At 73.8% G+C, this 24,717-nt stretch carries 20 protein-coding genes; 11 read left to right on the top strand and 9 right to left on the bottom strand.

Annotated features, from left to right (window positions below):
- The first annotated feature begins 79 nt into the window (after positions 1-79).
- From ACFYUY_RS31930 to ACFYUY_RS31920, 3 genes are all read left to right on the top strand, one after another.
- Positions 80-1,291 (top strand): alanine racemase, encoded by a 1,212-nt coding sequence (locus ACFYUY_RS31930; RefSeq protein ID WP_360208721.1) that lies wholly within the window; start codon positions 80-82, stop codon positions 1,289-1,291.
- A 63-nt stretch (positions 1,292-1,354) separates the two neighbouring features.
- Positions 1,355-1,765, top strand: a complete 411-nt coding sequence (locus tag ACFYUY_RS31925; protein ID WP_387905844.1) for a hypothetical protein — start codon at positions 1,355-1,357, stop codon at positions 1,763-1,765.
- Between the two features lie 240 nt (positions 1,766-2,005).
- Positions 2,006-2,929, top strand: a complete 924-nt coding sequence (locus ACFYUY_RS31920) for a lytic polysaccharide monooxygenase (protein WP_387905841.1) — start codon at positions 2,006-2,008, stop codon at positions 2,927-2,929.
- 294 nt (positions 2,930-3,223) lie between these two features.
- Here the strand turns inward: ACFYUY_RS31920 and ACFYUY_RS31915 are convergent, their stop codons facing one another.
- The 3 genes from ACFYUY_RS31915 to ACFYUY_RS31905 all read right to left on the bottom strand — a co-directional run bounded on the left by ACFYUY_RS31915 (position 3,224) and on the right by ACFYUY_RS31905 (position 6,761).
- Positions 3,224-4,417 (bottom strand): DUF2510 domain-containing protein, encoded by a 1,194-nt coding sequence (locus ACFYUY_RS31915; RefSeq protein ID WP_387905839.1) that lies wholly within the window; start codon positions 4,415-4,417, stop codon positions 3,224-3,226.
- 108 nt (positions 4,418-4,525) lie between these two features.
- Positions 4,526-5,314 (bottom strand): 3-oxoacyl-ACP reductase, encoded by a 789-nt coding sequence (locus ACFYUY_RS31910; protein WP_387905837.1) that lies wholly within the window; start codon positions 5,312-5,314, stop codon positions 4,526-4,528.
- A gap of 61 nt (positions 5,315-5,375) precedes the next feature.
- Positions 5,376-6,761 (bottom strand): glutamine synthetase family protein, encoded by a 1,386-nt coding sequence (locus ACFYUY_RS31905; protein WP_387905835.1) that lies wholly within the window; start codon positions 6,759-6,761, stop codon positions 5,376-5,378.
- 155 nt (positions 6,762-6,916) lie between these two features.
- On the opposite strand from ACFYUY_RS31905, the gene ACFYUY_RS31900 reads away from it, so the two are divergent.
- From ACFYUY_RS31900 to ACFYUY_RS31890, 3 genes are all read left to right on the top strand, one after another.
- On the top strand, positions 6,917-7,645 hold the full coding sequence (locus tag ACFYUY_RS31900; protein ID WP_360208707.1) for a gamma-glutamyl-gamma-aminobutyrate hydrolase family protein: 729 nt from the start codon (positions 6,917-6,919) through the stop codon (positions 7,643-7,645).
- 152 nt (positions 7,646-7,797) lie between these two features.
- Complete coding sequence (locus ACFYUY_RS31895; protein ID WP_387905832.1) at positions 7,798-8,853, top strand: cation diffusion facilitator family transporter; 1,056 nt, start codon at positions 7,798-7,800, stop codon at positions 8,851-8,853.
- 58 nt (positions 8,854-8,911) lie between these two features.
- The gene (locus tag ACFYUY_RS31890) at positions 8,912-9,814 is read left to right on the top strand and encodes a 5'-3' exonuclease (RefSeq protein WP_360208936.1); all 903 of its coding nucleotides are present in this window, start codon (positions 8,912-8,914) and stop codon (positions 9,812-9,814) included.
- Positions 9,815-9,884: 70 nt separating this feature from the next.
- On the opposite strand, the gene ACFYUY_RS31885 is transcribed toward ACFYUY_RS31890, so the two are convergent.
- Entirely contained in the window at positions 9,885-12,740 is a 2,856-nt protein-coding gene (locus tag ACFYUY_RS31885; RefSeq protein ID WP_387905931.1) for a DEAD/DEAH box helicase, read from the bottom strand.
- A gap of 254 nt (positions 12,741-12,994) precedes the next feature.
- Between ACFYUY_RS31885 and ACFYUY_RS31880 the strand changes: the two genes are divergently transcribed.
- Positions 12,995-13,369: a hypothetical protein gene (locus ACFYUY_RS31880; RefSeq protein WP_360208703.1), complete on the top strand. Its 375-nt coding sequence runs from the start codon at positions 12,995-12,997 to the stop codon at positions 13,367-13,369.
- Between the two features lie 29 nt (positions 13,370-13,398).
- Positions 13,399-13,803: a metalloregulator ArsR/SmtB family transcription factor gene (locus ACFYUY_RS31875; protein WP_360208701.1), complete on the top strand. Its 405-nt coding sequence runs from the start codon at positions 13,399-13,401 to the stop codon at positions 13,801-13,803.
- Positions 13,804-13,862: 59 nt separating this feature from the next.
- Here ACFYUY_RS31875 and ACFYUY_RS31870 read toward each other — a convergent pair whose 3' ends face one another.
- Positions 13,863-15,065: an aminotransferase class V-fold PLP-dependent enzyme gene (locus tag ACFYUY_RS31870; protein WP_387905829.1), complete on the bottom strand. Its 1,203-nt coding sequence runs from the start codon at positions 15,063-15,065 to the stop codon at positions 13,863-13,865.
- Positions 15,066-15,118: 53 nt separating this feature from the next.
- Between ACFYUY_RS31870 and ACFYUY_RS31865 the strand changes: the two genes are divergently transcribed.
- The 3 genes from ACFYUY_RS31865 to ACFYUY_RS31855 all read left to right on the top strand — a co-directional run bounded on the left by ACFYUY_RS31865 (position 15,119) and on the right by ACFYUY_RS31855 (position 20,257).
- Positions 15,119-17,203, top strand: a complete 2,085-nt coding sequence (locus ACFYUY_RS31865) for a prolyl oligopeptidase family serine peptidase (RefSeq protein WP_387905827.1) — start codon at positions 15,119-15,121, stop codon at positions 17,201-17,203.
- Between the two features lie 163 nt (positions 17,204-17,366).
- Positions 17,367-17,744 carry a YrdB family protein gene (locus tag ACFYUY_RS31860; protein ID WP_360208692.1) on the top strand — a complete coding sequence of 126 codons (378 nt, stop codon included), beginning with the start codon at positions 17,367-17,369 and terminating at the stop codon, positions 17,742-17,744.
- Positions 17,745-17,887: 143 nt separating this feature from the next.
- Positions 17,888-20,257 (top strand): immune inhibitor A domain-containing protein, encoded by a 2,370-nt coding sequence (locus ACFYUY_RS31855; protein WP_387905824.1) that lies wholly within the window; start codon positions 17,888-17,890, stop codon positions 20,255-20,257.
- Positions 20,258-20,797: 540 nt separating this feature from the next.
- Here ACFYUY_RS31855 and ACFYUY_RS31850 read toward each other — a convergent pair.
- Genes ACFYUY_RS31850 through ACFYUY_RS31835 form a run of 4 tightly spaced genes read right to left on the bottom strand, consistent with a single transcriptional unit; the run spans position 20,798 to position 24,715 of the window.
- Positions 20,798-21,775 carry an oligopeptide/dipeptide ABC transporter ATP-binding protein gene (locus ACFYUY_RS31850; protein ID WP_360208687.1) on the bottom strand — a complete coding sequence of 326 codons (978 nt, stop codon included), beginning with the start codon at positions 21,773-21,775 and terminating at the stop codon, positions 20,798-20,800.
- Positions 21,772-22,773, bottom strand: coding sequence for an ABC transporter ATP-binding protein (locus ACFYUY_RS31845; protein WP_360208684.1), 1,002 nt, complete (start codon positions 22,771-22,773; stop codon positions 21,772-21,774). The genes ACFYUY_RS31850 and ACFYUY_RS31845 overlap by 4 nt, the downstream gene beginning before the upstream one ends.
- The gene (locus ACFYUY_RS31840; RefSeq protein ID WP_360208681.1) at positions 22,773-23,759 is read right to left on the bottom strand and encodes an ABC transporter permease; all 987 of its coding nucleotides are present in this window, start codon (positions 23,757-23,759) and stop codon (positions 22,773-22,775) included. The genes ACFYUY_RS31845 and ACFYUY_RS31840 overlap by 1 nt, the downstream gene beginning before the upstream one ends.
- Positions 23,756-24,715: an ABC transporter permease gene (locus ACFYUY_RS31835; RefSeq protein ID WP_360208679.1), complete on the bottom strand. Its 960-nt coding sequence runs from the start codon at positions 24,713-24,715 to the stop codon at positions 23,756-23,758. The genes ACFYUY_RS31840 and ACFYUY_RS31835 overlap by 4 nt, the downstream gene beginning before the upstream one ends.
- Positions 24,716-24,717 lie beyond the last annotated feature (2 nt).

Below are 24,717 nucleotides of genomic sequence, written 5' to 3'. Positions count from 1 at the left end.
ATGCCACCGCACCCGGGCGGCCCCATTTCCCTGCACGCGGGGCCTACCCACCGGTAGCGCGGTGTGGCACCCTGCGCCCATGGTCATCCTCGATGCCCCCGCCCCGGTCTCCGACCGCCTCCGGTACGACCGGGCCACCGCACACCTGGACGGGCCGGTGGCCGTCGTCGACCTCGCGGCCTTCGACGCCAACGCCGCCGACCTGGTGCGCCGGGCCGCCGGCAAGCCGGTCCGGGTGGCCAGCAAGTCGGTGCGCTGCCGGGCCCTGCTGGACCGGGTACTGGCCCTCGACGGCTTCGCCGGGGTGATGAGCTTCACCCTCGACGAGTCGCTCTGGCTGGCCCGCACCGGCGTGCGCGACGTCCTGCTCGCCTACCCCTCCGCCGACCGGTCCGGCTACGCCGAACTCACCGCCGACCCGGAGCTCGCCCGCGAGGTCACCGTCGTCCTCGACGACCCCGCCCAGCTGGACCTGATCGACAAGGCCCGCGGCGGCGACGCCGAGGTGCGGGTCTGCCTGGAGCTGGACACCGCGCTCCACCTGCTCGGCGGCCGCGTGCGGGTCGGCGCCCGGCGCTCCCCGCTGCGCACCCCCGAGGACCTCGGCGCCTTCGCCGAACTCGTCCAGCAGCGCCGGGGTTTCCGGGTGGTCGGCCTGATGGCGTACGAGGGGCACGTCGCCGGGGTGGGCGACCGCCTGCCGGGGCGCCCGGTGCGCTCCCGGCTGATCCGGCTGATGCAGGACCGCTCCCGCGCCGAACTCGCCGAACGGCGCGCGGCGGTGGTGCGGCGGCTGCGGCGGGTGGCCGAGCTGGAGTTCGTCAACGGCGGCGGCACCGGCAGCGTGGAGTCCACGGTGGCCGAGCGCGCCGTCACCGAGGTGGCCGCCGGCTCCGGGCTCTACCAGCCCCGGCTGTTCGACAACTACCGCTCCTTCCGGGGCCGTCCGGCCGCGCTGTTCGGCCAGCCCGTGGTGCGCCGGCCCGGGGTCGGCGTGGTGACGGTGCTCGGCGGCGGCTACCCGGCCTCCGGCGCGGCCGGCCAGGACCGCTCCCCGGAGCCGTACCTGCCGCACGGGCTGCGCTACGACCCGATGGAGGGCGCCGGCGAGGTGCAGACCCCGCTGCTCGGCGCGGCCGCCGACGACCTGCTGATCGGCGACCGGGTGTGGTTCCGGCACGCCAAGGCGGGCGAGCTGTGCGAGCGCTTCGCGGAGCTGCACCTGATCGAGGGGGACCGGGTCGTGCGGACCGTCCCCACCTACCGGGGCGAGGGGAAGGCCTTTCTCTGACCGCGCGTCAGTTCCGTGCTCTACCGTGGTGGCGACACCGCGGGCAGCGACGAGGGGAGCGGCATGGACGCCGAGATCACGGAGATTGCGACGAGGGGTGCGACCGCGCTGGCGGGCCTCATGGTCACCTCGGCCTGGGACCGGGTCAGGCCGCGGGTCGCCGCGATGTTCGGCCGCCGGGCCGAGTCGGTCTCCGAGGCGCTGGAGGAGACCCGGGCCGACCTGGTCGCGGCGCAGGAGGGGGACGGCGAGGCCGCCGCCCGGAGCGCGCAGGGCGAGTGGGAGCCGAAGCTGCGCCGGCTGCTGGCCGACGATCCGGCCATGGTCGCCGAACTCCGCGCGATCCTTGACGAGTTCAGCCCGGCGCCGGCGCCGGAGCCCGGCGCGACGTACATCACCAACACGATCAGCGGGGGCTCGACCTTCAACGAGAGCGTCATCCAGGCCGGCATCATCCACAAGCTGGAGCGCTGACCTTTCCGCAGTCTTAAGCGGGCCCGATGGATCGCCTAACCCGGGTGATCCGTCGGGCCTTTGCACTGCTCCAGGCCGTACTGTCCGTCAGAAAGCGTGACACGCAGGGCTATTGCCAGCTGGTCCAGACCAATCATACGCTCTGGCCGGGGGCCGCCGTCCGGGCCGGCGCCCCCGAACGGGCAGGCGTGTCCGCTCCCCCACACCCGCCCGGAACGACGGTCAAGGAGTCCCCACCCCATGTCCATCAAGCGAAGCGCCCTGTCCGTGGGCGTGGTCGGCGCCGCGGTCCTCTCGGTGGCCGTGTCCACCGCCGGCACCGCCAGCGCCCACGGCACCATGACCAACCCGGTCAGCCGGATCGCGGCCTGCTACGCGGAAGGCCCCGAGCACCCCGTCTCCCAGGTCTGCAAGGACCTCGTCGCCGCCAGCGGCACCCAGCCGCTGTACGACTGGAACGAGGTCAACATCGCCAACGCCGCCGGCAACCACCAGGCACTGATCCCGGACGGCAAGCTCTGCTCGGCCAACCGCGACAAGTACAAGGCCCTCGACTGGCCGCGCACCGACTGGCCGGCCACCCCGGTCAAGGCCGGCGCCTTCACCTTCCAGTTCCGCACCACCGCGCCGCACCTCGGCACCCAGACCGTCTACATCACCAAGCCGGGCTACGACGCCACCAAGCCGCTGAAGTGGTCGGACCTCGACCCGACCCCGGTCGCCCAGGTGCAGGTCACCCGCACCGCCACCGACGGCTACTACAGCTACGCCGGCACCCTGCCGCAGCGCACCGGCCGCCAGCTGCTCTACACGGTGTGGCAGCGCAGCGACAGTCCGGAGGCGTTCTACAGCTGCTCCGACGTCGACTTCGGCGCCACCGCCGCGGCCGGCACCCAGGCCGTGTCGGCGCTCGCCGCGCAGGCCCCGGCCGCGCCCAGCGACGCCCAGATCGCGGCCGACGCGCCCCGGTCCACGGTCGCCCACCACGGCCACGGCGGGGACCCGAACTCCCCCGCGGGCGCGGTGATCCCGACCGCCTCGGCGGCCGTCGGCACCTCGGCCACCGGTCCGCTGCTGCTGGCCGGCGCCGCCGCGATCGGCGTCGGCTGGGCCGGCATGGTGCTCCGGCGCCGTCGCGTCGAGGCTGTTCGACGCGACTCCTGACGCCGGACACGGAGCCGGACCGGCCAATCCCCCGTCCGGTCCGGTTCCGTCATGCGGCACCGCCCTGCGGAGCGCCGCCCGCCCGGCCCGCGGAACGACCACGGCGGCCCCCCCCGCGCCCCCACCCGGGGGGGCGCCCCCCGGGGGGGGGCGGGGGGGGGCGGGGGGGGGGGCCCCCGGGGCCCCCCGGCCCCCCGCCCCCCCCGCCCCCGGCCGCCCCCGCCCCCCCCCCCCCGGGCCGGGGGGGGGGCCCCGCGCCGCCCCCCCCCCCCCGCCGGGTGAGGAGCGGGTGGCTCAGGTGGTGGTGCCCCCGGTGCCGCCCGGGCCCCCGGCCCCGCCGGAACCGGGCATCCCGGGGATGCCGCCGCCGGGCAGGGAGGGCAGCTTGCCCTGGTAGTCCGCGATGCCGCTGACGATGGTGTCCATCACGCCCGGGTCCGGCGCCTTGTCGGCGATGTCGAAGCCGAAGTGCACGGAGATGAGCGCCTTGCCGTCGGCGGACGGGAACACGACGGTCTGCACGTAGCCGTTGTTGCCCTTGGGCGCGTCCACCTTCCAGCGGACCAGGTAGCCGTCCCGGCCGCTGACCTTCACGGCCTCGGACCTCAGCTCCTGGTGGCCGGTGATGTCGCCGTACGCGTCCTTGGCGGCCTTCTCGATGTCGGCCTTGGCCGCCGCCTGGGCGTCCGTGCCGCCGCCGGCGATCCGGCCGGTGGTGACCCCGCCGAGGGAGCAGGAGCCGGTACCGCCGTCGCACTTGTACGCGCCGATGATGATCGAGGCGTAGCCGTCGTCGGTGTAACCGGCCTGCCAGCCGGCGGGCACCGGCAGGCTGAGCCGGTTCACGGGGTCGACCGCGTTCCCCGCGCCGGGCCGGGTCCGGCCGTTGCCGTTCCCCTGGCCGCCGTTCCCCTGGCCGCCGTTGCCGCCGCCGCCGTTGTTGCCGTTGTTCCCGCCGCCGTTGCCGCCACTGCCGTCGTTGCTGCCGCCGCCGTTGTCACCGCGCCCGTTGCCGCCGAGGCCGGGCAGGCCGCCCCAGGGGCCGTTCTCGCCGTACGGCGCGGCCGGGCGGGCGCTGCGGTGCGGGCGGTCACCGGTGTGGCCGTCCATCGCCAGGTAGGTGATCCCCGAGCCGGCGCCCAGGCCCAGCAGCGCCGCGACGGCCGTCGCGATCACCAGCCGGGAGGGGCGGCGGCGGGCCTTGGGGGGCAGCGGCACGGCGGTGCCGTACGCGGCGCCGAAGGGCGGCGGTTCCGGGTAACGGACGGTCGGCCCGCTGTCCAGCACCTCGCCCTCCAGCACCGTGGGCTCCTCGGCGGCCTCCGGCCCCGGAGCCCCGGCGGCCGGGGCGTCCGGCTCCGGGGCGTCCGAGGGTGCGGGCCGGGTGCTGGCCGTCCAGCCCCTGCCGTCCCACCAGCGCTGCGGTCTCGGGTCGCCGCCGGTGTCCTTCGGGTCCGGGTACCACCCGGCGGGAATCTGCTCGCTCACGACATCGAATCTAAAGGCACGCGGATAAACGCGAAATCAGCGATGCAGGGAATTCCGGCGGTTTTCGATGAGATTACGGTGAGAAGCGGCCCGGCCTCCGCGCCGCGACTACACCGGCGTGACGTACGCCCCCGAGATCCCGCCGTCGACCAGGAACTCGCCCGCCGTCATGAACGACGAGTCGTCACTCGCGAGGAAGGCCACCGCGGCGGCGATCTCCTCCGCCCGGGCGAACCGGCCGAGCGGGATGTGCACCAGCCGGCGGGCGGCCCGTTCCGGGTCCTTCGCGAACAGCTCCCGGAGCAGCGGGGTGTCCACCGGCCCCGGCGACAGCGCGTTCACCCGGATCCCCTCCCGCGCGAACTGCACGCCCAGCTCCCGGGACATCGCCAGCACCCCGCCCTTGGAGGCGGTGTACGAGATCTGCGAGGTCGCCGCCCCCATCCGCGCCACGAAGCTGGCCGTGTTGATGATCGAGCCCCGCCCGTGCCGGCGCATGTACGGCAGCACCGCCCGGCAGCACAGGTACACCGAGGTCAGGTTGACCTCCTGCACCCTCCGCCAGGCGTCCAGGCCGGTGGTCAGGATCGAGTCGTCCTCGGGCGGCGAGACGCCCGCGTTGTTGAAGGCGACGTCGACGCTCCCGTACGTCTCGTACGCCTCGTCGAACAGCGCCTCCACCATGGACGGGTCGGTGACGTCGGTGTGCACGAACAGGCCGCCGACCTCCTCGGCCGCCGCCCGGCCGGACTCCTCGTCCAGGTCGGCGCAGACCACCTTCGCGCCCTCGGAGGCGAGCCGGCGGGCGGCCGCCAGGCCGATCCCGCTGCCCGCCCCGGTGATCACGGCGGTCCGGCCGACCAGCCGGCGGCACACCGCGGCGTCCTTCTCGGTCATCGGGCTTCCCACTCCTCATTCTGGATGACGACGTCCCCGGCCGGGCGCGCGCCGGCCCGCCTCACAGGCGCTCGAAGGACCGGTAGCGCTCCCAGTCGGTGACGGAGCCGTCGTACGCGCTCTGCTCGACCCTGGCCATGTTCAGGTAGTGGTCGACCACGTCGTCCCCGAAGGCCGTCCGGGCCAGTTCGCTCTGCGCCCACAACCGGGCCGCCTCGCGCAGCGAACCGGGCACCCGGGCGTACTCCTCCACCGCGTAGGCGTTGCCCAGGCACGGCGCCGGCAGCTCCAGCTTCCGCTGCAGCCCGTCCAGGCCCGCCGCGATCATCCCCGCCACCGCCAGGTACGGGTTGACGTCGCCGCCCGGCACCCGGTTCTCCATCCGCAGGCCCGGGCCGTGGCCCACCACCCGGTACGCGCAGGTCCGGTTGTCCCGGCCCCAGGCCACCGCCGTCGGCGCGAACGAGCCCGGCCGGTACCGCTTGTAGGAGTTGATGTTCGGCGCGTACAGCAGGCTGAACTCGCGCAGCGCCGTCAACTGGCCGGCCAGGAAGTGCCGCATGGTGTCGGTCATCCGGCCGTCCCGGTCCGCGAAGGCCGGCGCGCCGACCGCGTCGCGCAGCGACAGGTGGATGTGGCAGCTGTTGCCCTCGCGCTCGTCGTACTTGGCCATGAAGGTGAGCGCGCAGCCCTGCTGCGCCGCGATCTCCTTGGCGCCGGTCTTGTAGACGCTGTGCTGGTCGCAGGTGGTCAGCGCGTCCGCGTAGCGGAAGGCGATCTCGTGCTGGCCGAGGTTGCACTCGCCCTTCGCCGACTCCACCACCAGGCCCGCGCCGGCCATCTCGGTGCGGATCCGGGACAGCAGCGGCTCGACCCGGGCCGTCCCCAGCATCGAGTAGTCCACGTTGTAGAGGTTCGCGGGCGTCAGGCCGCGGTAGCCGCCGAGCCAGGCCTGCTCGTAGGTGTCCCGGAACACCAGGAACTCCAACTCGGTGCCGATGTCGGCCGCCAGCCCGTACTCGGCCAGCCGCGCGATCTGGCGGCGCAGCATCTGGCGCGGGGCCGCGTCCACCGCGTGGCCGCCGTGCCGGGCCAGGTCGGCGGTGACCTGCGCGGTGCCCGGCTGCCAGGGGGTCAGCCGCAGGGTGGCGAGGTCGGGGCGCATCGCGAAGTCGCCGTAGCCGGTGGCCCAGGAGGAGAAGGCGTAGCCGTCCACGGTGTTCAGGTCCACGTCCACGGCCAGCAGGTAGTCGCAGGCCTCGGCGCCGTGCTCCACGACCTCGTCCAGGAAGAAGCGGGCGGCGAACCGTTTGCCCTGCAGCCGGCCCTGCATGTCGGTGAAGGCGAGCGCGACGGTGTGCACCTCGCCCGTGTCCACCAGCGTGCGCAGTTCGTCCAGGGTCAGCGGCGGACGGGCCGGAGCGCCCGCGGCGGCGTTCTCGGACATGACGGAACCCTCCTCCTCGATCACGCTTCGAGATCACACGGTCACAGCGAACCGTACGGCCTACGGCGGACGGCGCGGAAGAGGGCGGGCGGGTGTGGCGCGCCGATACGCGTGGTTGACGGGGGAACGAACGGTGCGGGAGGAGAATGCCCGCCATGGATCGCAGGCCTTTCATCGGCGTCAGCACCTACGTGGTCGGCGCGAGTTGGAGCGACTGGCGCGACCGCCGGGTGGCCCTCGTGCCCGAGCGGTACACCGCGTTCGTCCAGGACTCCGGCGGGATCGCCGTCCTCCTGCCGCCCGACGCCCCCGAGCGCGCCCCCGAGGTGCTGGCCCGGCTCGACGCACTGGTCATCGCCGGCGGGCCCGACGTCGACCCCGCCTACTACGGGCAACCCGCCCACCCGCGGACCGAGGTGGACTCGCCCGAGCGCGACCGCTGGGAGGTCGCGCTGCTGCGGGCCGCCCTGGCCGCGGGGATGCCGCTGCTCGGGATCTGCCGCGGCATGCAGGTGCTCAACGTGGTCTGCGGCGGGACGCTCGTGCAGCACCTGCCCGACGTCGTGGCGGTGGACGTCCACGCGGGGACGCCCGGCCGGTACGGCACCCACCTGGTGCGGCCGGTGCCCGGCACGCTGCTCGGCGGGCTGCTGCCGGAGAGCGAGTTGGAGGTGCCGACCTTCCACCACCAGGCCGTCGACCGGCTCGGCGACGGCCTGCGGGTCGGCGCGCACGCACCGGACGGCACGGTGGAGGCGGTGGAGGGCCCCGGGTTCACCCTGGGTGTCCAGTGGCACCCGGAACAGGGCGAGGACCTGCGGGTGATGCAGGCCCTCGTCCAGGCCGCGACCGCGGCCCACCTGGACGCGGCGGTGCTGCTCTAGCGGCCGGTTCCCCCGCCCGGTGGAGCACCCTGAACGGCAACGACAACGGTCACCAGTACAACCTTTGGATCTTTGTCCGATCTGGGGTTCACTTCGGGTGCGGGGCGATCGCGGCCCGTCTCCTCCCACCCGTGCGTCCAGAGAGGACTTCGATGGCCGGGCACGAGCACTCCCTCGACGATCATGCGCATGACCACAAGCACTCCCACGGCCACGGCGGTCACGGCCACGGCCACGGCGGCCACTCGCACGCCGTCGCCGCCGACGCCGACCGCCGCTGGTTGATCAGCGCACTCGCCCTGATCGTCGTCTTCATGGCCGGCGAGGTCGTGGTGGGCTTCGCCGCGCAGTCGCTGGCCCTGATCTCCGACGCCGCGCACATGCTCACCGACGCCGCCTCGATCGTCCTCGCCCTGGTCGCGATGCGGCTGTCCGCCCGTCCGGCCCGCGGCGGCTACACCTACGGGCTCAAGCGGGCCGAGATCCTCTCCGCGCAGGCCAACGGCGTGACCCTGCTGGTGCTCTCGGCCTGGCTGGGCTACGAGGCGATCACCCGCCTGCTCGAACCGCCGGAGGTCACCGGCTCCCTGGTCCTGATCACCGCGCTGGTCGGGATCGTGGTCAACCTGGCCGCCACCTGGTGCATGTCCAAGGCAAACCGCAGCTCGCTGAACGTCGAGGGCGCCTTCCAGCACGTGCTCACCGACCTCTACGCGTTCGTCGCCACCGCCATCGCCGGTGTGGTCATGCTGACCACCGGTTTCGTCCGGGCCGACGCGATCGCCTCGCTGATCGTGGTCGCGCTGATGCTCAAGGCCGGCGTGGGCCTGGTCCGGGACTCCGGGCGGATCTTCCTGGAAGCCGCCCCGGCCGGGATCGACCCGGACACCGTCGCCGACCGGATGGTCGCCCAGCCGCTGGTCGAGGAGATCCACGACCTGCACATCTGGGAGATCACCTCCAACCAGCCGGCCCTGTCGGCGCACATCCTGGTCACCCCGGGCGGCGACTGCCACGCCGTGCGACGCGCCCTGCAGCGGCGGCTGGCCGACGAGTACGGCATCACCCACAGCACGCTCCAGGTCGACCACGTCGGCGAGGACGAGGCGGGCGCGCTGCTGCAGATCGCCGCCCCGGGCGAGCTGTCGGCCGAGCACTGCGCGGACGCGCACGGCCCGGTCCACCGCGCCGGCCCGCACGAGCACTGAAGACCGCCCGCCGTCGCCCCCGTACGGCATGATCTGACGCGTGACCGCACCCCGACTGATGCTGCTCGACTCCGCCAGCCTGTACTTCCGGGCCTACTTCGGCGTACCGGACACCCTGCGCTCCCCGCAGGGTGAGCCGGTCAACGCCGTCCGCGGCCTGCTGGACTTCATCGCCCGGCTGGTCCACGACCACCGCCCCGACCAGCTGGTCGCCTGCATGGACGCCGACTGGCGCCCGCAGTGGCGGGTCGACCTCGTCCCCTCGTACAAGACCCACCGGGTCGCCGAGGCGGCCCAGGACGGCGAGGAGGAGGTGCCGGACACCCTCGCCCCGCAGGTCCCGGTGATCGAGCAGGTGCTGGACGCGCTCGGCATCGCCCGGGTCGGCTCCCCCGGTTACGAGGCCGACGACGTGATCGGCACCCTCACCGCCCGCGCGACGGGCCCGGTGCAGATCGTCACCGGGGACCGCGACCTCTTCCAACTGGTCGACGACGCCCGGCGGATCACCGTGCTCTATCCCGTCAAGGGGATGGGCAACCTGCAGGTCACCGACGACGCCCTGCTGGTGGGGAAGTACGGCGTGCGGGGCGCGCAGTACGCCGACATGGCGGCCCTGCGCGGGGATCCGTCCGACGGCCTGCCCGGCGTCAAGGGCATCGGCGAGAAGACCGCCGCCCAGCTGATCAACGAGTACGGCGACCTCGCCGCCATCCGGGCCGCCGCCCTCGACGTCGGCTCGAAGCTCACCCCGGCCCGCCGCCGCAACATCGTCGAGGGCGCCGGCTACCTCGACGTCGCCCCCACGGTGGTCCGGGTCGCCGAGGACGCCCCGCTCCCCGCCTTCGACCCGGCCCTCCCGCACGAGCCGCTGGACCCGATGACCCTGGAGGAGCTCTCCACCCGCTGGGGCCTCGGCACCTCCCTGGACCGCGTCCTGGAGGCCCTGGCCGCCCGCTGACCGCGCGACGCGGACGCGAGGGGCCCGCACGGAGCGATCCGTGCGGGCCCCTCGCGCTCCCCGGTGCGGCTCAGCCCACCGAGGAGTAGGCGATGATGCCGCGGCGGAGGCCGTCGACGGCCTTGCGGGCCGTCCTGCGGAGCTCGACGTCCTCGCCCGCCGCGTCCTGGATCTGGCCGAGGACGTCGATCAGCTGCTTCGTCCAGCGCACGAAGTCGCCGGCCGGCATGTCGGCGTCCCGCAGGACCTGGTCCAGGCTGTGGCCGAGGGCCCAGCGGTAGGCGGCCCAGGCGAAGCCGAGGTCGGGCTCGCGCTGGCCGACGCCCTCGGCGGTGTTGATCCGGTGCTGCTCCTCCAGGGCGTCGAGGTGGCCCCAGATCCGGACCATCTGGCCGAGCGCCTCCTTGGCGGCGCCCTCCGGCACCCGGGGGGCGCCGGCGTCGTCGGCCTGCCGGGCCTCGTAGACGAGCGCGGAGGCGCAGGCGGCGAGCTCGGCGGCGGCCAGGCCGCTCCAGACGCCCTCGCGGATGCACTCGGAGGCGAGCAGGTCGAGCTCGCCGTAGAGCCGGCCGAGCCGCTTGCCGTCCTCGGTGACGGCGTCGCCCTGCAGGTAGCCGAGGTCGGCGAGCAGTCCGCAGACCCGGTCGAAGGTACGGGCGATGGTGTGGGTGCGGGAGCGCATCCGGCGCTCCAGCAGCTCGGTGTCCCGGTGCAGCCGGTGGTAGCGCTCGGCCCAGCGGGCGTGGTCCTCGCGCTCGTCGCAGCCGTGGCAGGGGTGCTGGCGCAGCTCGGTGCGCAGCCGGGTGATCTCCGGGTCGTCGGCGGCGGCGGCCCGGCCGCGGCGGAACCGCTCGGGCTCCAGGTGGCCGGCCTTGGTGCGCAGCGCGGAGGCGAGGTCCCGGCGGGACTGCGGGCTGCGCGGGTTGAAGGACTTCGGGATGCGCACCCGCTCGACGGCGACGACGGGGTGCGGGAAGTCGATCATGGCGAGGCGCTTGACCTGCCGCTCGGCAGTGAGCACCACCGGGCGCGGTCCGTCCTGGAAGTCGGGGTGGCGCGAACCGCCCCGGCCGGAGCGGTCGACCGGCGGCAGGCCCGGGTCGAGGACCAGCGCCAGACCGGCGAACTTGCCGGTGGGGACGTGGATGACGTCGCCCGGCTTGAGCCGCTCGATGGACTCGACGGCGGCGGCGCGGCGCTGGCTGCTGCCCTCGCGGGCGAGCTCGTTCTCGCGGTCCTTGAGCCGGCGGCGCAGGTCCATGTACGCGTCGAAGTCGCCGAGGTGGCAGGTCATCGACGCCCGGTAGCCGTCCAGGCCCTCCTCGTTGCGCTGGACCTGGCGGGCGATGCCGACCACCGAGCGGTCCGCCTGGAACTGGGCGAAGGAGGTCTCGAGCAGTTCGCGCGAGCGGTGCCGGCCGAACTGGGAGACCAGGTTGACGGCCATGTTGTAGGAGGGCCGGAAGCTGGACTTGAGCGGGTAGGTGCGGGTGCCGGCGAGCCCGGCCAGCGCCTCCGGGTCGAGGCCGCGCTGCCAGAGCACCACGGCGTGGCCCTCGATGTCGATGCCGCGCCGCCCGGCCCGGCCGGTGAGCTGGGTGTACTCGCCGGGGGTGACGTCGGCGTGGGTCTCGCCGTTCCACTTGACGAGCTTCTCCATGACCACCGAGCGGGCGGGCATGTTGATGCCGAGGGCCAGCGTCTCGGTCGCGAAGACGGCCTTGACCAGGCCCTTCACGAACAGCTCCTCGACGACCTCCTTGAACCGCGGCAGCATCCCGGCGTGGTGGGCGGCGATGCCGCGCTCCAGGCCGTCCAGCCACTCGAAGTAGCCGAGGACGTGCAGGTCCTCGTCGGGGATGTCGGCGCAGCGCTCCTCGACGATGGCCCGGACCCTGGCGCGGTCGCCGTCCTTGTTGAGCCGCAGGCCGGAGCTGAGGCACTGCTGGACGGCGGCCTCGCAGCCGGCCCGGCTGAAGATGAAGGTGATCGCGGGGAGCAGGCCCTCGGCGTCGAGCCGGTCGATGACGTCCACCCGGCCCGGGGTCCAGACCCGGCCGGGGCGCCCGTTGGGCATGCTGCGGCCCCGGCCGCGGCCGAAGCGGTCGCGCGGGTTGCGGTCGAGCTCGGAGCGGACGAGCCGGACGAGCTCGGGGTTGACCAGCTTGCCGGGGTTGCGCGGGCCGGCCTTGGGGCGGCCGTCGCGGTCCGGGTCGGCGAACAGGTCGTACATCCGGTTCCCGGCCATCACGTGCTGCCACAGCGGCACCGGGCGGGTCTCGGAGACGATGACCCTGGTGCCGCCGCGGACGGTGTCCAGCCAGTCGCCGAACTCCTCGGCGTTGGAGACGGTCGCGGAGAGCGAGACGAGGGTGACCGACTCGGGGAGGTGGATGATGACCTCCTCCCAGACGGCGCCGCGGAAGCGGTCGGCGAGGTAGTGGACCTCGTCCATGACGACGTAGCCGAGGCCGTCGAGGGTGCTGGAGCCCGCGTAGAGCATGTTGCGGAGCACCTCGGTGGTCATGACCACCACGGGGGCGTCGCCGTTGACGGTGTTGTCGCCGGTGAGCAGGCCGACCTTGGCGGCGCCGTAGCGCTTGACGAGGTCACCGTACTTCTGGTTCGACAGCGCCTTGATCGGCGTGGTGTAGAAGCACTTGCGGCCGGCCTGGAGGGCCAGGTGGACGGCGAACTCGCCGACGATGGTCTTCCCCGAGCCGGTGGGGGCGGCGACCAGCACGCCGGAGCCGGCCTCCAGCGCCTCGCAGGCCTCCACCTGGAAGTCGTCCAGCGGGAAGTCGTACAGCTGCCGGAAGCCGTGGAGGGCGGAGGCCTGCTCCTTGGCCCGGCGGCGGCTGGCCGCGTACGCCTCGGCGGGGCTGAGCTCCCGGTCGTCGTGGGGCTCGGGCTCAGGGGTGTTCATCGCCGTCCGGGTGTGGTTGGTGTGATCTCGCATCTCAGCGAGAGGTTACCCGGCGGCACTGACATCGATAGCACCGTTTTTCCGAGCTGCGAGATCAGATCTCTCTCAGATCCATAGTTGCAAATGTCTTCAAGTGATCAGAGTCCGACCAGCTTCGAACGTCTCCGATCATTCGCGGTGGAACCCGAGCGGTCCTGCTTACCTTCGGTCTCACAGCGGGCTCACCGCCACCTACTCACGGGAGGACACCGACGATGGCGAACCTGGAGACGTCCCTCAAGGAGGCCATGGCGATCGACGGCGCGATCGGCGTCGCGCTGGTCGACTACGGCAGCGGCATGGCGCTCGGCAGCCTCGGCGACGGCGGGGAGCTCGACCTCAACGTCGCCGCCGCCGGGAACACCGACGTGGTCCGGGCCAAGATGCGGGCCATGGAGATGCTCAACCTGCACGACAACGACATCGAGGACATCCTGATCAGCCTCACGAACCAGTACCACATGGTCCGGCCGATCACCACGCCCAGCGGCCGCGGCCTCTTCCTGTTCCTCGCCCTCAACCGCACCCGCTCCAACCTGGCGATGGCCCGCCACCAGCTCAAGCGGATCGAAGTCGCGCTGGAGATCTGAGCGGGCCGACACCAGGGAAGGGGGGCCTCGTGGCGGTAGCGCTGTACCAGGCCAAGGCCGAGTTCTTCCGGATGCTCGGCCATCCCGTCCGGATCCGGGTGCTGGAACTGCTCCAGGCCGGCCCGACACCGGTGCGCGACCTGCTGGCCGAGCTGGCGGTCGAACCGTCCAGCCTCTCCCAGCAGCTCGCGGTGCTGCGCCGGTCCGGCATCGTCACCGCCACCCGGGAGGGCAGCACCGTGGTGTACGCACTGGCCGGCGGCGACGTGGCCGACCTGCTGCGAGCGGCCCGGCGGATCCTCACCGGGCTGCTCGCGGACCAGAACCTGCTGCTCGCCGAACTGCGGGCCGGCGCCGACCGGGCCGACGGGCCGGGCACCGAGCAGGGTGCCGACCGGGAAGCCCAGTTGGGTGCCGGGCAGGCCGCCGGGTAGGAGGCCGGACGGCGGCGCGGGCCCGACGGGGCCCGGCCCGCCCGGCCCGCCCCGCCCGCTCAGCCCTTCAGCAGCCCGGCCAGCCCCTCGGCCAGCCGCTCGTACTCCCCCGGCCGGTTGTACAGCTGTGCACTGACCCGCAGCACCCCGCCGCCGGCCCACGGGCGCACCGCGATCCGGGTGGCCAGCCGCCGCCACACCTCGGCCATCAGCGCCTTCGCCTCCTGCTCCGTCTCGCAGCGGCCGGCCGGCAGCCGGACGGCCCGCATCCACACCCCGGGCGTGCCGGGCAGCGGCGGCAGGCCGGCCCGCTCGGCGAGCACCCGCTGGCCGTACGCGGCGAGCGCGGTGTTGTGCGCGGCCACCGCGGCGGCGTCGAGCGAGCGCAGCAGGTCGAAGCCGGCCGGGGCGGCCAGCCACGGTGTGTAGTCGCAGGTGCCGCGCCATTCGACGTTGCCGGGGAAGCCCTTGTCGTGCTCCCAGGACAGGGCGAGCGGGCGCACCCGCTCCGTCCAGTCCGGCGCCACGGCGAGCACCCCGGTGGCGCGCGGGGCGAAGGCCCACTTGTGCAGGTTGCCGAACCAGAAGTCGGCGTGCGGGTCGGCCGGGGCGGGCAGCATGCCGGGCGCGTGGGCGCCGTCCACGACGGTGGTGACACCGCGCGCGCGCAGCTCGGCGAGCAGGGCCGGACCGGCCACCAGCCGGGCGGTCGGCGAGGTGAGCTGGTCGAGCACGGCGACGGTGACCCGCTCGTCGACGGCGGCGAGCACGGCCTCCCGCACGGCCCGCTCGTCCGGGGCGTCCAGCGGCACCTCGGCCACGACCAGTTCGGCGCCGGTCTCGGCGGCCCGGCGGGCCGCCGCCCCGGTCACCGCGCCGTAGCCGTGGTCGGTGACCAGGATCCGGTCGCCGGGCCGGAGCGGGACGGTGTCCAGGGCGATCGCGACCGCCTCGGTGACGTTGGAGACCAGGGCGAGCCGGTCCGGGTCGGCCGCCAGGTCGGCGGCGATCCGGATCCGGGCCGCCGCGATCCGGGCCGGCAGGTCGGCGAAGAAGCCGTCCGGGTCGAGCTCGTGCTCAGTGCGCAGCTCCTCCTGCACCCGCTGCACCGGGACGGGCACCGCACCGAACGAGCCGTGGTTCAGGTGCGCCGCGCCCGCCGAGACGCTGAACAGCCCGTCGGCCGCGGGCAGCGGGGCCGGGGGTTCGGCGGCCCACAGGTCCTCGATCACGGCATCCTCCCAGGTCGTGATGTGTGACATTTCACATGACAGAGTACTGGTCCGGCCCCGGGCACCGCGACCACCATCGGGCCGTGACCATCACCGATCCTTTCCTGTCCCGCAGCGCCCGAACCGGCCGGTTCACCTTCGGTGCCCCGCGCGCGTTCACCCTCGCCGAGGACGGCACCCGGCTGCTGCTGCTCCGCTCCACCGGCCCCGAGGACCCGGTCGACCGCCTCCACCTGCTCGACACCGCCACCGGCACGGAACGGCTGGTCGCCGACCCCGCCGCGCTCGCCCCCGGGCGCACCGGCCACCGCGACGACCTGCCCGCCGTCGAACGCAGGCTGCGCGAGCGCACCCGGCTGGTCGCCGCCGGCATCGGCGGGTACGCGGCCACCGCCGACCTCGCGACCGCCGTGTTCGTCCTGGACGGCCGACTGTTCCGCACCGACACCGCCACCGGCACCAGCACCGAACTCCCCGTCGCCGGGCCCGCGTTCGACCCCCGGCCTGACGCCACCGGCGAGCGCGTCGCCTACGTCGCCGAGGACGCCCTGTACGTCACCCCGGACCCCGTGCCGCTCTCCCCCGCCGACGGTGCCCGCTGGGGCGTCGCGGAGTTCGCCGCCGCCGAGGAGCTCGGCCGCTCCCGCGGCCACTGGTGGCGCCCGGACGGCGGCGCCCTGCTGGCCGCCCGGGTCGACGAATCCGCCCTCCCCCGGCGGTACTTCGCCGATCCGTCCCGGCCCGGCGAGCCCGCCGAGGACTTCGCCTACCCGCTGGCCGGCGGCCCCAACGCCGACGTCCAGCTCTGGGTCCTCGGCCTCGACCGCGGCAAGGTCCGGCTGCAGTGGGACGCCGCGGCGTACCCGTACCTCTGCGCCGCCGAGTGGGCCTCGGACGACGAGGTCCTGCTCACCGTCGCCGACCGGCTGCAGCAGAACGTCCTGCTGCTGACCGCCGACCCGACCACCGGCGCGGTCCGCGAACTCTCCCGCACCACCGACGCGTTCTGGGTCGACGACCTGCCCGGCACGCCCGCCCGGCTGGCCGACGGCCGGCTGCTCACCGTCCACGACACCCCGCAGGCCCGCGGACTCGCCGTGGACGGCAAGCCGCTGGACACCACCGGCCTGCAGGTCCGCCGGGTGGTCGGCCGGCTGCGCGGCCGGCTGCTCTGCGAGACCGGCCACGGCGATCCGGCCGACCAGCACGTCCACCTGGTCGACCCGGACGGCGGCGCGCCCGAGGCCGTCAGCACCGGCGGCGGCGTGCACTCGGCGCTGGCCGCGGCCGACACCCTGCTGCTCACGTCGGCAGACGCGGACGGCGTCCGCCGCCGGCTGCTGCGGGGCTTCGGCACGGAGGGGGACGGCGCCGAGCTGCCGCTCACCGACCTCGCCGCCGCACTGCCGTTCCGGGTCCGGCCGAGCCTCGCACGGGTCACCGAACTCGCCCTGCCCACCGCCGTGGTGTACCCGCGCGGGCACGTCCCCGGCCGCCGGCTGCCGGTCCTGCTGGACGTGTACGGCGGCCCCGGCTTCCAGGCCGTGGCCAACGAGCCGCGCCGCTGGCAGCTCCGCCAGTGGTGGGCCGACCAGGGCTTCGCCGTGGTCACCACCGACAACCGCGGCACCCCGTTCGTCTCGCCGGAGTTCACCCGGGCGATCTTCCGCCGCTTCTCCCGGGTGGCCCTGGACGACCAGGTGAACGCCCTGCACGCGCTCGCCGAGCGGCATCCCGACCTGGACCTCGACCGGGTCGGCGTCCGCGGCTGGTCCTACGGCGGCTACTTCGCGGCGCTCGCCGTGCTGCGCCGCCCGGACGTGTTCCACGCGGCCTGCGCGGGCGCCCCGCCCACCGACTTCCGGCACTACGACACCGCCTACACCGAGCGCTACCTGGCGCTGCCCCGGGACAACCCGGAGGGCTACGCGGACGACTGCCTGGTCACCGACGCCCCGGGGCTGACCCGGCCGCTGCTGCTGATCCACGGGCTGGCGGACGACAACGTCCACCCCTCGCACACCCTGCTGCTGTCGGAGGCCCTCACCAGGGCGGGCCGCCCGCACGCCGTACTGCCGCTGCCGGGCGTCACCCACATGACTCCGGGCGGGGTGAACGAACAGGTCGCGCTGGCCGAACTGGCCTTCCTGCGCTCCTCCCTGGGCTGAACCCGCCCTCCCGCGCCGTTCCCCGGGCCGAACCGTTGAGCTCGCCGGGCCGAACCGTTGAGCTCCCCGGGCCGAACCGTTGAGTTCGCCGGGCCGGGCTGCGACACTCCGCGTGGTCGCCGCCCGGCCCGGGCGGCGCGACGACGACGGGGAGAGCGGACGGATGAGGATCGAAAGACCCGGACCGATCGGCCGACGGCAGTGGACGCCGCTGACCGTGGTCAACGGCGGGCTCGCGTTCGGACTGGAGCTCGCGATGCTGGCGGCGCTCTGCTACTGGGGGTTCAGGACCGGCTCCACGCTCGCCGTCCGGCTGCTGCTGGGCATCGGCGCGCCCGCCCTCGCGGCCGGGCTGTGGGGCCTGTTCCTGGCCGCGGGCGGCCCGCGGTTCCCGCAGCCGCTCGCCGTGGAGATCGTGCTCAAGCTGGCCGTGCTCGGCTCGGCCGCGCTGGCGCTCCACGGCGCCGGGCGCAACACCCTCGCGGTGGTGTACGGGGTGCTCGTGGTGGTGAGCGTGACGGTGGAGTACACCACCCGCTGACGCGCCGACAGGAGGGGCGTCGCACCGACGGTGCGGCGCCCCTCCGCTTGCGCCGACCCTCTTCCACGTGACCCGTGACATGTGAAATATTACCTGCGCTTCGCCGAAGCACGATCCCCCATCCCCCGGAAAGGACCGGTCAGTTGCGCAGACTGTCCGCGGCACTCGCGGCCGCGCTCACCACGAGCGCGATAGCGGCCACCCTCTTGGGCACCCCCGCCCAGGCCGCACCCCCCGCACCCGCCACCATCGCCGCCGCCGAGCAGGGCGCCGGGGCCGGCGGCGCCGAAGCCCCGCCCGCACCGCTCGTCCCCCAGGAGCGCGAACGCCAGGCCCTCCGCAGCAAGGCCCTGGAGCAGCTCAACAAGGGCACCGTCGCCAAGACCGCCGACAAGCGGGCCCCCGCCAGGGTGAAGGTCGGCAACGACTACGTCGAGCTCGCCCACCAGCGCACCGACAAGGTCTTCGTGATCCTCGCCCAGTTCGGCGACCAGGTCGACAACACCACCGAGTACAACGGCCAGCCCCGCTACGGCGGCACCCCGGGCCCGCGGCACAACCAGATCCCCGAGCCGGGCCGGGACGACAACCACACCCTGTGGTCCGCCGACTTCGACCGGGACCATTACCAGAAGATGTTCTTCGACGACACGCCGGGCGCCGTGTCGATGCGCAACTACTACCGCACCCAGTCCTCCGGCCGGTACGACGTCCAGGGCACCGTCAGCGACTGGGTCACCGTGCCGTACAACGAGGCCCGCTACGGCAGCAACAAGGGCCCGCAGGGCTCCGGCGCCTGGACCCAGGCCCAGGAGTTCGTCCGGGACGCCGTCAAGGCCTGGTACGACGGTGAGATCGCCAAGGGCCGCAGCGCGGCCGACATCAGGGCCCAGCTCGCCCAGTACGACGTGCACGACCGCTACGACCACGACAAGGACGGCGACTTCGACCGCCCCGACGGCTACCTCGACAACGTCATCGTGGTGCACGCGGGCGTCGACGAGACCTGGGGCGGCGGCGCCCAGGGCGCCGACGCCCTGTGGGCGCACCGCAGCTGGGCGTTCCCGGACGCCACCGGCCAGACCGGGCCGGAGGGCGACAAGATCGGCGGCGCGCCGGTCGGCGACACCGGTCTCTACGTCTACGACTACGTCCAGGCCGGCGAGAACAGCGGTGTCGGCCTGTTCGCCCACGAGTACGGCCACAACCTCGGCCTGCCGGACCTGTACAGCACCACCGGCGGCGACAACAGCGTCAACTTCTGGTCGCTGATGTCCTCCGGCTCGTACCTCGGCAAGGGGCCGAACACCACCGGCGGCTACCCGGGCGACCTCGACGCCTGGAGCAAGCTCCAGTTCGGCTGGCTCAACTACGACGAGGCGCAGGCCGCCACCCGGTCCAGCCACGCCCTCGGGGTGAGCAGCTACAACACCGACCAGGCCCAGGCCGTCCTGGTCCACCTGCCGGACGGCACCACCAGCACCGATCTCGCCGACCCGTACGAGGGCGGCAAGCAGTGGTGGAGCGACACCGGCGACAACCTCGACAACTCCCTCACCCGGGACGTCGACCTGCGCACCGCCGCCGGACCGGCCGCCCTGGACGCGGCGGTCTGGTACGACACCGAACAGGACTACGACTTCCTCACCGTCGAGGCCACCACCGACCAGGGCAAGCACTGGACGGCACTGGGCGGCACCGTGGACGGCTCGCCGATCGGCAACACCACCGCCAACACCCCCGGCCTCAGCGGCAGTTCGGGCGGCTACCGGAAGCTGCACATCCCGCTGGACGGCTACCTCGGCCAGCAGGTCCGGCTGCGCGTCCACGCCACCTCGGACGGCAACACCCACGGCCGCGGCGTGCTGGTCGACGCCGTGCAGCTGACCGCCGGCGGCACCGTGCTGTTCGCCGACGGCGCCGAGAACGGCACCGGCGGCTGGACCGCCACCGGCTTCACCGTCATCACCGGCCGCACCGCCGTCAAGCAGCACCCGCGCGCGTACATCGCCGAGAACCGCCGCTACACCGGATACGGCGCGTTCCTGAAGACCGGCCCGTACAACTTCGGGTACACCGGCGTCACCGGCAAGGCCAACGTCGTCGACACCTACCCGTACCAGGAGGGCGTCCTGCTCTGGCTGTGGGACACCTCCTACGGCGACAACAACACCAAGGACCACCCCGGCGGCGGGCTGATCCTGCCGATCGACGCCCACCCGGCGCCGATCCGCTTCGCCGACGGCACCCTGGTCAACGGGCGGGCGCAGACCTACGACGCGACGTTCTCGCTCAAGCCGACCACGCCGTTCACCCTGCACAAGGGCGGCGTCGCGGTGCGGATCCCGTCCGAGCCGGCCGTCCCGGTGTTCAACGACCACACCGGCGTGTACGCCGACCCGGCCACCCCGCAGCTCTCGGTGAAGGTGCCGGACACCAACACCCGGATCGAGGTCGTCCGGGAGTCCCAGGGCGGGCGGATCACCACCGTGCGGGTGGGGCCGGCCTCCTGAGGCACGACCGGACCACGACCGGACCACGGTCGGACACCGCCGAGCACAACTGATCCACGACCGTCCGGGTGCGGCCCGCCGGATCGCACCCGGACGGCGAAGGCCCCGGTTCCCTTCCGACGAAGGGGACCGGGGCCGTTCCGTGCCCCGCCCACCGCACCGGGCGGGCGCACGTCCCGCCCGGGCGAGGGCCGTTCGGCCGACGGCGACCCGGGCGAGGGCCGAGTTCGGCCGTCGGCGACCGGGGAGAGGGCCGTTCGGCCACCGGCGACCTGGGCAAGGGCCGTTCGGCCGACGCGACCCGGCCGCAGACCGAAGCCCGGCGGGGCGCCCCGCCGGGGCCCCGCCGGGCAGCGCGAGAACCCGGTCGGACGCGGCCCTCGTGAGGTTCCCCGCCGCGTCCGACCGGGCGCGTGACGGCGAGGGGGTGCCCCTCGCCCGTTGGATGCCGCACCGCCCCGCGTGGGAACAGCGGGACGGTACGGCGGTCTGTGCCGGCCGGCCGCGGGGTGCGCCCCCGCGGCCGGCCCGTACCCGGAGTCAGGCCTCCGGGAAGTGGCAGGCCGCCTGCCGGCCGCCCGCACCGGCGATCTGCAGCAGCGGACGCTCCGTCCGGCAGACCTCCTGCGCCTTCGGGCAGCGCGGGTGGAAGGTGCACCCGGACGGCGGGTTGGCCGGGCTCGGCGGGTCGCCGAGCAGCACGATCCGTTCCCGGGCCCGCTCCGCCGCAGGGTCCGGCAGCGGCACCGCGGACAGCAGCGCCCTGGTGTACGGGTGCGCGGGGTTGCCGTAGACCTCGGCCTTGTCGCCGATCTCGACGATCCGCCCGAGGTACATCACCGCCACCCGGTCGCAGACCCGCTTGACCACCGAGAGGTCGTGCGCGATGAACACGTACGCCAGGCCGAGCTCCCGCTGGAGCCGTTCCATCAGGTTGACCACCTGGGCCTGGATGGACACGTCGAGCGCGGAGACCGGCTCGTCGGCGATGACCAGCCTGGGTGAGGTGGCGAGCGAGCGGGCGATGCCGATGCGCTGCGCCTGGCCGCCGGAGAACTCGTGCGGGTAGCGGTCGATGTGCTCGGGGATCAGCCCGACCAGGTCCATCAGCTCGCCGGCCCGCCGGCGCGCGTCCGCCGCGCTCGAACCCTGGATCAGCATCGGCTCGGAGATGATCCGGGCCACCGTCTGCCGGGGGTTGAGCGAGGAGTACGGGTCCTGGAAGACCATCTGCAGGTGCCTGCGGTACGGCCTCAGCCGGGCCTGCGGGAGCCCGCCGATCTCGGTGCCGTCGAAGGTGACGGTGCCCGAGGTCGGGTCGAGCAGCCGGACGATCATCCGCCCGGTGGTCGACTTGCCGCAGCCGGACTCGCCGACCAGGCCGAGTGTCTCGCCGCGTCCGACGTCGAAGCTGACGCCGTCCACGGCCCGGACCGGGGGGCCGGGCCGGCCGGTGCGCCCGCGCCGACCGGGGAAGGTCTTCACCAGGTCCCGTACGGACAGCAGGGTGTCGGTCATGGCCGTGCTCCTTCCGGCACCAGGGGCAGGTGGCAGGCGGCCTGGTGGCCGGGGGCGAGCGGGCCGAGCAGCGGGCGCTCGGCCCGGCAGCGGGCGTGTTCCTCGGCGGACGCGGCGGTGGTGCGGGCGCAGCGCGGGGCGAAGGAGCAGCCGGGGGCGGGGGCGATCAGTGACGGCGGACTGCCGGGGATGGCCCGCAGCGGGGCGTCGTCGGTGTCGTCCAGCCGGGGCAGCGAGTCCAGCAGGCCTCGGGTGTAGGGGTGCGCGGGGGTGGCGAACAGCCGGTCCACCGGCGCTTGTTCGGCGGCCCGGCCGCCGTACATCACCAGCACCTCGTGGGCGACCCGGGCGACCACGCCGAGGTCGTGGGTGATCATGACGACGCCGAGGCCGCGCTCCTGCTGGATGCGGGCGATCAGGTCGAGGATCTGCGCCTGCACGGTGACGTCGAGGGCCGTGGTGGGCTCGTCGGCGATCAGCAGCTCGGGCTCGCAGGCGAGCGCCATGGCGATCATGACGCGCTGGCGCATGCCACCGGAGAACTGGTGCGGGTACTCGTCGACCCGGCGGGCCGGCTCCGGGATGCCGACCTCCGCCAGCATCTCGACCGCGCGTTCGCGGCCGGCCTTGCGGGAGGCCCTGAAGTGCACCCGGTAGTGCTCGGCGATCTGCTCCCCGACGGTGTAGAAGGGGTGCAGGCTGGACAGCGGGTCCTGGAAGATCATCGCGATCCGGCGGCCCCGGACGGCGCCGAGTTCGCGCTCGCCCAGCCCGTTCAGCTCCTGCCCGTTCAGCCGGATCGAGCCGGTGACGGCGGCGCCGCGGTGCAGTCCCATGACGGCCAGCGAGGTGACCGACTTGCCGCTGCCGGACTCGCCGACCAGGCCGAGCGTGCGCCCGGCCCCGACGGTGAAGGAGATGCCGTCCACCGCCCGGACGACGCCGCGGGGCGTGTCGAAGGAGACCCCGAGGTCCTCGACCTCCAACAGTGCGGTCATCAGTACCTCACTCTCGGGTCGACGAACGCGTAGAGCAGGTCGACCAGCAGGTTCGCCGCGACGATGAAGAAGGCCGCGAGCAGGGTGACGCCGAGGATGACGGGCTGGTCGGAGCGGCCCAGGCCGTCGTAGAACAGCCGGCCGACGCCCGGCAGGCCGAAGATGGACTCGGTGATGACGGCACCGGCCAGCAGCCCGCCGAGGTCCATGCCGAAGATGGTGAGGATCGGCGTCATCCCGGCGCGCAGTCCGTGCTTGACGGTGACGGTCCGCGCCGGCAGGCCCTTGGCCCGGGCGGTGCGGATGTACGGTTCGGCCATCGTCTCGATCATCGAGTTGCGGCTCTGCCGGGCGTACATGGCCGCGTACAGCAGGGCCAGCGCGATCCACGGCAGCAGCAGGTTGGAGGCCCACGCGAAGGGGTTCTCGCCGAACGCGTGGTACGCCGGGTAGGGCAGCAGCCCGGCCGTGCGCACGACGCCCCAGATCAGCATGATCGAGGTGAAGTAGACCGGCAGCGAGGCGGTGCCGACGGAGAGCACCATCAGGGTCCGGTCGGTGACCCCGCCCTTGCGCAGCGCCGAGGTGACGCCGGCGCCCAGTCCGAGGAGCAGCCAGAGCACGGCCGCGCCGAGGGCCAGCGAGATCGAGACCGGCAGGCGGTCGGTGAGCAGGTCCCAGACCGGCAGCCCGTACTCGTAGGAGTAGCCGAGGCACGGGAAGCCGCAGTGCACGGCGCTGGGGCCGCTGCCGTAGTCGCGGCCGGCGAAGATGCCGCCCAGGTAGGCGAGGAACTGCTCCCAGACCGGCTTGTCCAGGCCCATCGCGGCCTTGACGTCGGCGAGCCGCTCGGGGCTGCAGGTCTTCCCGCAGGCCGCCGCGGCCGGATCGTTCGGCAGCAGGTAGAAGATGGTGAAGGTGATGGCGCAGATGGCGAGCAGGATGCCCGCCACGCCGAGCAGGCGGCGCCCGAGGTAGAGGATCACGACCGGCCTCCCCGGGGGTCGAGGATGTCGCGCAGCGCGTCCCCGAGCAGGGTGAAGGCGAGCACGGCGAGGAACAGGAAGACCGTCGGGATCAGGAAGTACGTCGGGTCGGTCTCGTAGTGGACGATGCTCTCGGCGATCATCTGGCCCCAGGAGGGCGTCGGCGGGCGGACGCCCACGCCGAGGTAGCTGAGCGCGGCCTCGGTGGCGATCATGCCGGGGATGAGCAGCGTGGTGTAGGCGATGATCGGACCGGAGACGTTCGGCAGGATCTCCCGGGTGAGGATCCGCCAGGAGCGGGCCCCGCCGACCTTGGCGGCCTCGACGTACTCCCGGTGCTTGAGCGACAGGGTCTGTCCGCGCACCACGCGGGCGATGCCGGGCCAGGTGAACAGGCCGATGACCAGGGTGATCAGCAGGATCCGGTTGACGTCCCTGGCCACCGACATCATCGCGATCATGAAGATCAGCGAGGGGAAGGACATCGTGAGGTCCATCAGCCGGGACAACAGGGTGTCGGTCCGACCGCCGAAGTAGCCGGCGGCGATGCCGGCCAGCGTGCCGGTGGCCACGACCACGGCGGTGGCCGTGAAGGCGATCAGCAGCGAGACCTGGCCACCGTGCAGCACCCGGGCGAACAGGTCGCGCCCGGTGATCGGCTCGACGCCCAGCCAGTGCCGGGCCCCGATGCCGCCGAAGTCGCCCCGGGGCATGCCGCCCAGGTACGGGTCGACGGCGCGCTTGTCGAACTCCTCGGGGGACCAGCCGCCGAGCGAGCTCAGCGGTCCGGCCAGGGCGGCGGCGAGCAGCAGCACGCCGACCGTGATCAGGCCGAAGCGGGCCGACCCCTTCGCCCACAGCTGGTCCCAGACCAGCCGCCACGGGCCGCGTCCGGCGGCCTTCGCGGGGCCCGCCGCCGTGCTGTCCACGGCGGCGGGCTCAGTGGTGGTACTCATCG

The sequence above is a fragment of the Kitasatospora sp. NPDC004745 genome, from assembly GCF_042873275.1.
In the GTDB taxonomy this organism is placed as follows: Bacteria; Actinomycetota; Actinomycetes; order Streptomycetales; family Streptomycetaceae; genus Kitasatospora.
The sequence above is the reverse complement of the archived record's forward strand: the minus strand, read 5'-3'. Positions and strand labels throughout refer to the sequence as shown.